At 72.0% G+C, this 8,500-nt stretch carries 6 protein-coding genes, 1 tRNA gene and 1 pseudogene; 4 read left to right on the top strand and 4 right to left on the bottom strand.

Translation table 11 applies throughout. The annotated features are described in order from the left end of the window. The 4 genes and pseudogenes from ACFVHB_RS35125 to ACFVHB_RS35110 all read right to left on the bottom strand — a co-directional run. Positions 1 to 140 (bottom strand): annotated as a pseudogene (locus ACFVHB_RS35125) (ATP-binding protein); the annotation flags it as partial. Continuing rightward, entirely contained in the window at positions 121 to 546 is a 426-nt protein-coding gene (locus ACFVHB_RS35120; protein WP_329924275.1) for a DUF742 domain-containing protein, read from the bottom strand. The pseudogene ACFVHB_RS35125 and the gene ACFVHB_RS35120, both read right to left, overlap by 20 nt. Before the next feature lie 161 nt (positions 547 to 707). After that, on the bottom strand, positions 708 to 1,121 hold the full coding sequence (locus ACFVHB_RS35115) for a roadblock/LC7 domain-containing protein (RefSeq protein WP_097236138.1): 414 nt from the start codon (positions 1,119 to 1,121) through the stop codon (positions 708 to 710). 10 nt (positions 1,122 to 1,131) lie between these two features. Beyond that, positions 1,132 to 4,773, bottom strand: coding sequence for a nitrate- and nitrite sensing domain-containing protein (locus tag ACFVHB_RS35110; RefSeq protein ID WP_380330398.1), 3,642 nt, complete (start codon positions 4,771 to 4,773; stop codon positions 1,132 to 1,134). Positions 4,774 to 5,402: 629 nt separating this feature from the next. Here ACFVHB_RS35110 and ACFVHB_RS35105 point away from each other — a divergent pair. The 4 genes from ACFVHB_RS35105 (at position 5,403) to ACFVHB_RS35090 (ending at position 8,453) form a co-directional block, all read left to right on the top strand. Then, a complete protein-coding gene (locus ACFVHB_RS35105) occupies positions 5,403 to 5,624 on the top strand; it encodes a hypothetical protein (RefSeq protein ID WP_380330395.1) in 222 nt (73 codons plus the stop codon). A 247-nt stretch (positions 5,625 to 5,871) separates the two neighbouring features. Then, a complete protein-coding gene (locus ACFVHB_RS35100; RefSeq protein ID WP_380330392.1) occupies positions 5,872 to 6,672 on the top strand; it encodes a fumarylacetoacetate hydrolase family protein in 801 nt (266 codons plus the stop codon). Beyond that, the gene (gene gltX, locus ACFVHB_RS35095) at positions 6,665 to 8,170 is read left to right on the top strand and encodes a glutamate--tRNA ligase (protein ID WP_380330389.1); all 1,506 of its coding nucleotides are present in this window, start codon (positions 6,665 to 6,667) and stop codon (positions 8,168 to 8,170) included. Before ACFVHB_RS35100 ends, gltX begins: the two co-directional genes overlap by 8 nt. A 211-nt stretch (positions 8,171 to 8,381) precedes the next feature. After that, positions 8,382 to 8,453: transfer RNA gene (locus ACFVHB_RS35090), tRNA-Gln, on the top strand. The last annotated feature ends 47 nt before the right edge of the window (positions 8,454 to 8,500 follow it).

Here is an 8,500-nt window from a genome sequence, read left to right as displayed (position 1 = left end):
ATGACGGCTTCGGTGCGCAGGGGGTTGATCTCGGAGACGGCGCCGACGAGGGTGGTCTTGCCCACGCCGAAGCCGCCGGCGACGACGATCTTCGCCGAGGTCGTGGCGCGGGTGGCTCCGTTAGAGCTTGCGAAGTCCACTGAGGACCCTTTCGAGCAGCGTGACGTCGGGCGTTCCGCCCGACTCGCCCGCGGCGGCGGGCTGGTGGATGGCGACGAGGCCGGCCTCGGCCAGGTCGGCCACGAGGATGCGGGCGACACCGAGCGGCACGCCGGCCAGTGCGGAGATCTCCGCGATGGACTTGACCTCACGGCAGAGGTTCACGATCCGGGCGTGCTCGGGCAGCAGGCCACCGCTCCGCTCGGCGGAGCCGGTGGTCGAGATCAGCGCCTCGATGGCGAGCTGGTACCGGGGCCGGGTGCGGCCTCCGGTCATCGCGTACGGGCGGACCAGCGGCTGCTGCTCGTAGCCGTCGGACTGCTGCCCGCCGTAGCCGCTGCCGTACCCGTTGCCGTACGGGCCGGCGGGTGTCGAAGGCGGGGTCATGGGTCCTCCTTGTGCTGCAGCCTTGGGCAGCCGGTTCCAGCTGGGGCGATGCCAGCTGAGGCGAGATCAGCTGCCTGAGGGTAGCTGAGGGTGAGGCGCCGGGCCTGGTCGGGTCAGACCCGGCGGGGAGGTGGGACGGGTGGTGTTGCCGCTCAGGGCACTCAGTGCAGGAGACTGCCCTGGAGTTCTGCGCGGAGTGCGGGGGTGAGGACGGCGCCGGCGCGGTCGACCAGGAGGGCCATCTCGTAGCCGACCAGGCCGATGTCGGAGTCCGGCGAGGCGAGTACGGCGAGGGCGGAGCCGTCGCTGATGGCCATCAGGAAGAGGAAGCCGCGCTCCATCTCGACGACGGTCTGGTTGACCTCGCCGCCCTCGAAGATCCGGCTGGCGCCGGAGGTGAGGGAGGTGAGGCCGGAGGCGACCGCGGCGAGCTGGTCGGCGCGGTCCCGCGGGAAGCCCTCGGACATGCACAGCAGGAGACCGTCCGCGGAGACCACCACCGTGTGCGACACCCCGGGGGTGTTGTCCACGAAATTGGTGATCAGCCAGTTCAGGTTCTGAGCGGCCTGGCTCATCTGATTCAACTCAACGCTCCTGATGCTCTGCGCCGTTACCGTCGGTGCGACCCCCGAAACTATCGAACCCGGGCTGCTGGGCACCATGCTGGAAGCCCGTCTGGTTGCCCTGGCCCGGCTGGCCGGACGCCTGTTCGGCACCCGCCCGGCGGCCCTGCTGGATGCCGCGGCGCAGGTTGGTCAGCCGGCCGCGCACCTCCTCGGGCGCCCGGGAGACCTGCGGACCGGTCAGCGGCGACGCCTCGGCGGTGCCGGAGACCAGGTTGGCCTGCGGCGTCCGCCGGGGGAGGCCGGACATGGTCACGCCGTTGGTCGAGGGCTCGCGGACCTGCTCGGCCCGGCGCCAGCGCTCGTCGTTGGCCGACGGACGCCACGGCGCCTCGCCCTGGCCGCCCTGGCCGGGCTGGGGTGCCTGGGCCTGAGGGGCCTGCGCCTGGACCGCCTGCTGCGGCTGGGCCTGCGGGGCCTGCTCCTGGAAGCCGGGCGCGGTGGTACCGGGCCGGCGCGGCTGGTACTGCTGCGACTGGGCCTGCTGGCCCGGCTGGCCGTTCTCGCGGTACCAGGACTGCTCGGCCGACTCGAAGCCGGGCGCACCGCCGTGGGACGGGCCGGTCGGCAGCGCCATCGGCTCCTGCCGGACCTGCTCCGGGCGGGCCTGCTCCGGCCGGGCGGCCGGGTTCGGCAGGACCGGCTCGACCAGGCCGAGGCCCAGCGGGTCACGCGGATCGATCTCGCTGGCCTCGAAGCGCGGCCGGGCGAACTCCGCGGTGCTCTCCATCGGCGCCGGCTCGGCCGACGGCAACGGCTGCGGCAGCTGCTGCGGCTGGCCCTGCGGCCCCGCCTGCTGCGGCACCTGCGGGGGCTGGCCCTGCTGCGGCGCGTCCGGGCCGGGGCGCTGCGGACGGCGCTGCTGGCCCTGGCCGGCCGGGCCCTGCGGGGCCTGGCGGCGCTGCGGGAGGCCGTCCTGCGGACGGTTGCCCGGGCGGGCGCCCTGCGGCGCACCCGGACGGCCGGCCTGGTCGGCCCAGCCGTGCTGGGGCTGCTCGCCGGTCCGGGTGCCCGGACCGCCGTCGAAGCCGTCGTTGGGGCGCGGACGCTCCTGGCCGGGGCGGCGGCCGTCGGCCGGCCGGCCCGGGCCGGGCTGCGGGGCGCCCGGCTGCTGCTGGCCGCGGCGCGGCAGCGTGCCGCCGCCCTGCGGCGGGCCCTGGCGGCCCGGGCCGCGCTGCGGCAGGCCGCCCTGCTGCCCCTGCTGCCCCTGCTGGCCCTGCTGGGGCTGGCCGTTGCGGCCGGGGGGCGGGGTCTCGCGCAGCGACTGGCCGACCTGCCGGGTCGGCAGACCGCCACCGGCACGGCCACCCGGGCCACCGGGAGCACCCGGCGCACCGGGGCCGCCCTGGGGACCGGGGCCGCCCTGGCCGAGCTGCGGACGGCCCTGCGGGGCACCGCCTGCCTGGCCCTGGCCGAGCGCGGCGGGACCGCCGCGGCCGGCGCCCTGGCCGCCGGGCACCTGGCGCTGCTGGCGCGGCGTCGGGGCGACCCCGCGCTGCTGCTTGGCCTGCGCCGGGCCGGGCCGGCCGGCGCCGCGGCGGTCGGCGGAGTTGGTGACGTCCACCGGGAGCATGACGAGCGCGGTGGTGCCGCCGGAGTCGCTGGGGCGCAGCTGGATCCGGATGCCGTGACGCAGGGACAGGCGGCCGACCACGAAGAGGCCCATGCGGCGGGAGACGGAGACGTCCACCGTCGGCGGGTTGGCGAGGCGCTCGTTGATGTCGGCGAGGTCGTCGGGGCTGAGGCCGATACCGGTGTCGTGGATCTCGACCAGCACCCGGCCGTCCGGCAGCGCGTGGCCGGTGACCCGGACGCGGGTCTGCGGGCTGGAGAACGAGGTGGCGTTCTCGAGCAGCTCGGCGAGCAGGTGGACGAGGTCGTTGACGACGCGGCCGGCGACCTCGGCGGACGGCACCGCGGCGAGTTCGATGCGCTCGTACTGCTCCACCTCGGAGGCGGCGGCGCGGAGCACGTCGACCAGCGGGACGGGGCGGGTCCAGCGGCGGCCCGGGTCCTCACCGGCGAGGACGAGGAGGTTTTCGCCGTTGCGGCGCATGCGGGTCGCGAGGTGGTCCAGCTTGAAGAGGTTCGCCAGCTGGTCCGGGTCGGCCTCGCGGCTCTCCAGCTCGGAGATGAGCGACAGCTGGCGCTGGATGAGGCCCTGGCTGCGGCGCGACAGGTTGGTGAACATCGCGTTGATGTTGCCGCGGAGGAGGGCCTGCTCGGCGGCGAGGCGGACGGCCTCGCTGTGCACCATGTCGAAGGCGTGCGCCACGTGGCCGATCTCGTCGGTGGAGTCGACGGCGACGGGCTCGACGGTGACGTCGACGTCGTGCGGGTCGTTCTCGGAGAGCGTCTTGACCAGCTCGGGCAGCCGCCGCTCGGCGACGTCCTCGGCCGCGGCCTGCAGACGGGTCAGCGAGCGCACCATCGAGCGGGCGATCAGACCGGCGCCACCGAGGGCGACGAGCAGCACCAGCGCGACGGCGGCACCGATGATCAGCGCGTCGGTGTCGGCCTGGGACTGCAGGTCCTGGGCCTTGCCGTCGAGGTCCTCGATCAGCTTGGCCTCGATCCGGCGCTCGGCCGTGATCTTGGCGGTGATCTTCTCGTACCAGTCCTTGTAGGAGACCGGCTCGGTCTGGTGGATGCCGCTCTGCTGGAGGATCGAGCGCGCGTAGCGGTCGGCGTCGGCGACGACGTTGTTGTAGCTGAGCTGGCCGCGCAGGTTGTCCAGGTCGTGCGAGGTGTAGATGTTGTTGAAGCTCGTCAGCGCGTTGTCGTAGGACGTGCGCAGGCGGATGCCGAAGGACTCGTCGCTCAGGCTGAGGTCGGGGGTCCGGTTCGCGAGCGCGGCGCTGATCAGCGCGCGCTGCTGCGAGGTGGCGTTCTTGGCCAGCGAGAACTGCTGGAGCGCGCGGGTGGCGCGGACCAGGTCCTTGTTGTTGGACGCGAGGGCGATGTCCTGGGAGATCGACAGCAGGTCTCGGATGATCACGTCGTAGGCGGTGATCGTGGCCTGGATGTTCTGGTTGTTCTGGTACGGGTTGCCGCGGGCGTCCGAGATCGAGTTCAGGTCGCGGCGGATCTGGAAGAGCAGCGCCTTGCCGCCGGAGAGTTCGAGGTTCTCGAACTTGTCGGAGGACGCGGTGAACGTGCGGTTCAGGTCGTCGGTGATCTTGCGCGCCGCGACGATGTCGTCGTCGAGCGGCTTCTGCGGGTCCTGGGTGATCGGGCCGGCGCTGATGTCGCGCTCGTTCTGCAGCGCGTCGGCGAGGTTGGTCGCCTTCTTGGCCAGGTCGGAGAGGTTCGCCATCTGGGCCAGCTGCTGCGAGGCCTCGAGCGAGGCCTGGATGCGCAGGCCACCGAGGACGAGCGCCACCATGACGGGGAGCGCGAGCAGGGCGATCAGACGGGTGCGGATCCGCCAGTTGCGCATCGCGAGCCGGCTGACACCCGTGGCGCGCCGCCGGGTGAGGGACTTGCGCAGCTTGTCCCGGGCGGACTTCCGGTCCTGCTGGCCGTCGTCCTCCGGGCGGCCGCCCGCGTCGGGCGCCGGCCCGGTCGGCCCGCCGGGCACCGCCGCCTGCTGGGGGGCTGCCACGGGCTCACGCGACTCCGGGTCACCCGCGGCGCCGCTACCCCTTTTGAAACGTCCCTGCACTGGCGTCGCAACCTCTGGACCGGGCGTCCTGCCGCGTCGCCGCGGCCTGGACGGTGTCGAGTTTCCATCCGCACCCCGGCCGGTCCGGGAGAGCGGGTCACCGGGGTGGACTACTCCCTACCCACGGTCCGTGGCATTCCAGCACAGCCGGGGAATCCCAACAAGGGCCGCCGAGCCTCACCGGGCGGCGCTACCGACCGCGCGCGGGACTTCACTGACTGTGCGGTAACCGGAGTGGAATACCGCCCTTTTCGGACACTCGCCGGATACATGCCAAGCCGACCCGAGATCAACTGGACGAGTAGACCTTCCCGAATGTCCGAAATATCCGTTATGCCGAGAAAACCTGATGCGGCGACATGTCGGATAAAAGAGAATTTCTCTTCAATTTGTGAGCAAAATCACAGGCCAATGTGTAGCTTTGGTCACGGTGGCTGTGGAAAGAGATCCGTAATCTGGCTGCATCCGGAGCACGGCCCCGATCAGCCTGCCCAGAATCTCCCCGAATCACTCAGGCCCGGCGCCGGTCCATGCCGACGCGCCGGCCACGACCGCGAGGTGCTGACGAGATGTCCCAGGCGAAGAAGGCCACCAAGTCCACGCTCACCTGCCGTTCCACGGCGAACCCGCGCCGGACGACGCTGGCCTCGGTCGAGGACTTCAGCAAGATCCCGGGCGCCCGCAAGCCCGAGGACGTGGTGACGTACGCCACCCAGCTGCCGACCAACACCGCCAACCCGCGCCGCACCAAGCTGATGGTCGCTCCGGTGGTCGCCGTTCCGCAGGACTGACCCGCACCGCGCTCCGGGGCGCCGTGGCCGCACCGCGAGGTGCCGCCGCGGCGCCCCGGCGTTTCGGCCGCGGCGCGCCCGTCGACACGAGCCGGGCGGAACCGCGCTGAACAGGGGCAAAGCGGTCAGGCGGGGGCCCGCGCGATAGCCTGGTTGACGATTGAGCGGGGCCGGGCCCGAGGGGTTCGGCGCCCACCAGCGCCCGGGCGCGCCCCGGGCGGCCGACGAAGCGAGGGGTAGCCCAGCCGTGCGCATTGCCAGGTTTTCCGTCCGGGAAGGGAGCCCTGCCGCCGGCAGCGTCTCCTTCGGCGTGGTCGAGGGGGATCCCGCCAAGCCCGAGTCTCTGGTCGTCCACGCGCTGGCCGGCCACCCGTTCGGGCAGCCCCAGCCGACCGGCGAGAGCTACCGGTTCCAGGACGTCCGGCTGCTCAGCCCGATGCTGCCGAACAAGATCGTCGCGGTCGGCCGCAACTACGCGGCGCACGCGGCCGAGCTCGGCAACGACGTCCCGGACGTTCCGCTCACCTTCTTCAAGCCGTCCACCTCGGTGATCGGTCCGACCGAGTCGATCGCCTACCCGCCGTTCTCCTCGGAGGTCCACCACGAGGCCGAACTGGCCGTGGTGATCGGCCGGATGTGTCGCGAGGTCCCGCTGGACCGGGTGCCCGAGGTGATCCTCGGCTACACCTGCGCCAACGACGTGACGGCGCGCGACGTCCAGCAGCGCGAGGGCCAGTGGGCCCGGGCCAAGGGCTTCGACACCGCCTGCCCGCTGGGCCCGTGGATCGAGACCGACCTCGACCCGGCCGACCTGGCGGTCACCTGCACGGTCAACGGCGAGCTGCGGCAGACCGGCCGCACCTCCCTGATGGTCCGCTCGGTCGCCGAGCTGATCGTCCACATCTCCGAGGCCATGACGCTGCTGCCCGGCGACGTCATCCTCACCGGCACACCCGCTGGGGTGGGCCCGCTCAACGTCGGCGACGAGGTCGCCGTCTCCATCGAAGGCATCGGCACTCTCACCAACAAGGTGATCAAGCGTGGTTAACACCGCCGCGAACCCGGACGTCCGGGTCCGCTTCTGTCCCTCCCCGACCGGCAACCCGCACGTGGGCCTGGTCCGTACGGCTCTCTTCAACTGGGCCTTCGCCCGCCACAACGGCGGCACGCTGGTCTTCCGGATCGAGGACACCGACTCCGCCCGCGACTCCGAGGAGTCGTACGACCAGCTGCTCGACGCCATGAAGTGGCTCGGCTTCGACTGGGACGAGGGCCCGGAGATCGGCGGCCCGCACGCGCCGTACCGGCAGTCGCAGCGCATGGACATCTACGCCGACGTCGCCCGCCGCCTGCACGAGGCCGGCCACGCCTACCACTGCTACTGCTCCACCGAGGAGCTGGACGCCCGCCGCGAGGCCGCCCGCGCGGCCGGCAAGCCCTCCGGCTACGACGGCCACTGCCGGGACCTGACCGACGACCAGGTCGCCGTCTTCAAGCTGGAGAAGCGCGAGCCGATCCTGCGCTTCCGGATGCCTGACCGCACCATCACCTTCGACGACCTGGTGCGCGGCACGCTCACCTTCGAGCCGGAGAACGTGCCCGACTACGGCATCGTCCGGGCGAACGGCGCGCCGCTGTACACCCTGGTCAACCCGGTGGACGACGCCCTGATGGGCATCACCCACGTGCTCCGCGGCGAGGACCTGCTCTCCTCCACCCCGCGTCAGATCGCGCTGTACGCGGCCCTGGCCGAGATCGGCGTCGGCAACGGCACCACCCCGCGCTTCGGCCACCTGCCGTACGTGATGGGCGAGGGCAACAAGAAGCTCTCCAAGCGCGACCCGCAGGCCTCGCTCAACCTCTACCGCGAGCGCGGCTTCATCCCCGAGGGCCTGCTCAACTACCTGTCGCTGCTCGGCTGGTCGCTCTCCGCGGACGACGACATCTTCACCGTGGAGCAGCTGGTCGAGGCGTTCGACATCGCCGACGTCAACGCCAACCCGGCCCGCTTCGACCTGAAGAAGTGCGAGCACATCAACGCCGAGCACCTGCGCAGGCTCGCGCCGGAGGACTTCGTCCGGCGCCTGGTGCCGTACCTGCAGGCCCCCGGCCTGCTGCCGGCCGAGCCGACCGCCGAGCAGCTGGAGCTGCTGGCCAAGGTGGCCCCGCTCACCCAGGAGCGGATGGTCGTGCTGAGCGAGATCGTCAACATGGCGGGCTTCCTCTTCGTCGCCCCCGAGGACTTCGCCCTCGACCCGGACGACGCGGCCAAGGTGCTCACCGCGGACGCCCGTCCGGTGCTGGAGGCCAGCATCAAGGCCCTGGAGGCGCTGCCGGAGTTCACCCCGGAGCCGATCCAGGCCGCGCTGCGCGAGGCGCTGGTGGACGGGCTGGGCATCAAGCCCAAGTTCGCCTTCACGCCGCTGCGGGTGGCCGTCACGGGCCGCCGGGTCTCGCCGCCGCTGTTCGAGTCGATGGAGCTGCTCGGCCGCCCCGAGACGCTGCGCCGGCTGACCGCCGCCCTGGACGCCGTACCGGCCTCCTGAGCCCCGCCGCGGGCGGCCGCGGGCCCGGTTCTGACCTGGCTCGCAGCCGCCCCGGCCACTGCCTGGGGTTATCGATTTTGGAGCCAGGCCAGACGTCGGGTAATGTTCTTTCTGCGCCGCCCGGGAGGGAACGGACGAGGGAGCGAAACCCCCGCCGGTTCCGAACGAGAGGCGCAACGCCTGAGAAGAGCTCGCAAGGGTTCAACTCTGGTGGGGTATGGTGTAATTGGCAGCACGAGTGATTCTGGTTCATTTAGTCTAGGTTCGAGTCCTGGTACCCCAGCGCAGTACCCGCAAGACCAGCAGTACCGCAGGACAAGAGAAGATCAA

Source organism: Kitasatospora sp. NPDC127111 (assembly GCF_042677465.1).
Classification (GTDB): Bacteria; Actinomycetota; Actinomycetes; order Streptomycetales; family Streptomycetaceae; genus Kitasatospora.
This window is presented reverse-complemented; position numbering and strand designations above follow the sequence as displayed.

Coding starts and splice junctions, on each gene's coding strand:
- ACFVHB_RS35120 (WP_329924275.1), bottom strand. CDS start 546: ATGACCCCGCCTTCGACACCCGCCGGCCCGTACGGCAACGGGTACGGC.
- ACFVHB_RS35105 (WP_380330395.1), top strand. CDS start 5,403: ATGTCCCAGGCGAAGAAGGCCACCAAGTCCACGCTCACCTGCCGTTCC.
- ACFVHB_RS35115 (WP_097236138.1), bottom strand. CDS start 1,121: ATGAGCCAGGCCGCTCAGAACCTGAACTGGCTGATCACCAATTTCGTG.